This is a genomic window from Neisseria sp. P0021.S005 (assembly GCF_051956955.1).
In genome coordinates this window covers 1-1,512 of record NZ_JBQCWY010000718.1, presented here as the reverse complement: position 1 = coordinate 1,512, position 1,512 = coordinate 1, and the positions used below count along the sequence as shown (strand labels likewise).

Here is a 1,512-nt window from a genome sequence, read left to right as displayed (position 1 = left end):
GTAGAGGCCGATCAGGCTCAGGTAGTTGAGCAGTTTGTCGTTGGAGTCGTAGCGCAGGGGAAAGCCGCCGACGATGTTGGCTTTGGCCTGTTTCAGCTCGGCTTCGGTCGGGCCTTCGGCGATAAACTGCTCAATGACGGCTTGGGTGTCGGCCAGTGAGGCTTTGGTGTTTTTCTTTTGGGTGGAGTAGGAAACGGCAAACGTGCCTTCTTCTGTCGCCGGGGCGAGGCTGCTGTATACGCCGTAGGTGTAGCCGTGTTGGTCGCGCAAAACTTTCATGAGGCGGCTGTCGAAACCGCCGCCGCCGAGGATGTAGTTGCCGGCAACGAGGGCGTAATAGTCGGGGTCGTGGCGTTTGAAGAGGGAAGTGCCGAGCAGGACTTGTGCCTGTGTGCCGGCAAAGGGGATGTCGCGGCGTTGGGCGGTTTGTTTGGGAACGGGCGGGATGGCATGGGTTGCGGTGGCTTTGGCCGGCAGGTCTTTGAGGACGCGTTCGACCAGTTGCTCTGCCTGTTTGCGGTTGAGGTCGCCGACGATGGCGACGATGGCGTTGTCTTTGCCGTAGTGGGTGCGGTGGAAGGCGCGGATGTCGTCCAGACTAACTTGTTTAAGGCTGTCGACGGTTATGTTTGCGCCACTGCCGTAAGGGTGATTCGGGTAGATGAGCTTGGTCAGTTCGCGCGTAGCGGTGTAGTCGGGGGTGGTTTCCTGTTGTTGCAAGCCGGTAATGGATTGGATTTGACGGCGGCGGAAAACGGCTTCGTCAAAGCGCGGACGGGTCAGCGAGTGGTTGAGCAAGTTGGCGGCTTTGTCGCGGATGTCGGCTTTGCTGAGGCTGCGGAAGCCTGCGGATGCGCTCTCGGCATTGCTGTCGCTGCTGATTTGTGCGCCGATGTTGTCGGCTTCGGCATTGAAGGCTTCTTCGTCCAGCTCTTGGGTGCCGTCGGTCAGGAGAGCGGCGGTAAATTCGGCAACTTGGCTTTTTCCGTCCGGATTGGCGATGCTGCCTGCGCCCTTGAAGCTGACTTCAAGGTCGATGATGGGGTTTTCGTGGCGTTCGACAAGGAGGATTTGGGTGCCGTCGCGGTTGCGCCAACGCTGGATGTCGGTGGCGGCTTGGATGCTTAAGGGCAGGAGTAGGGCAAGGGCGAGCAGGGTGGGTTTCATGTTGTGGCTTTCTGTTAAGGCCGTCTGAAAGGGTATGGGCTTTCAGACGGCCTGATGTTTATCGGCGTTTGGCAGCTTTTTTGCTTGGCGCGGCGGCAGGTTTTTGCGGCTCGATGATGACGGTGCTCATGCGCTCGTCGGTCAACATTCGGGCGGCGGCCTGTACTTCTTGTGCGCTGACTGCCTGTAAGCGGCGGTGGATTTCTTGTTCGTCGGTATATTGGAAACCGCGCGCTTCGAGGCGGCCCATCATGGAGGCTTGGGAAGACATGGAGTCTTTGGCGTAGATTTCGCTGACCGCTGCCTGGGTTTTGACGCGCTGCAATTCTTCTTCGGAAACGCCGT

The 1,512-nt window shown here is 58.9% G+C and carries 1 protein-coding gene and 1 pseudogene; both read right to left on the bottom strand.

Annotated elements, in window-relative coordinates; genetic code table 11:
- Positions 1-1,167, bottom strand: a 1,167-nt coding sequence (locus ACTHUE_RS18655; protein ID WP_440424149.1) for a M16 family metallopeptidase, incomplete at its 3' end; no start/stop codon positions are given.
- Positions 1,168-1,225: 58 nt separating this feature from the next.
- Positions 1,226-1,512, bottom strand: a pseudogene (locus ACTHUE_RS18650) (insulinase family protein); the annotation flags it as partial.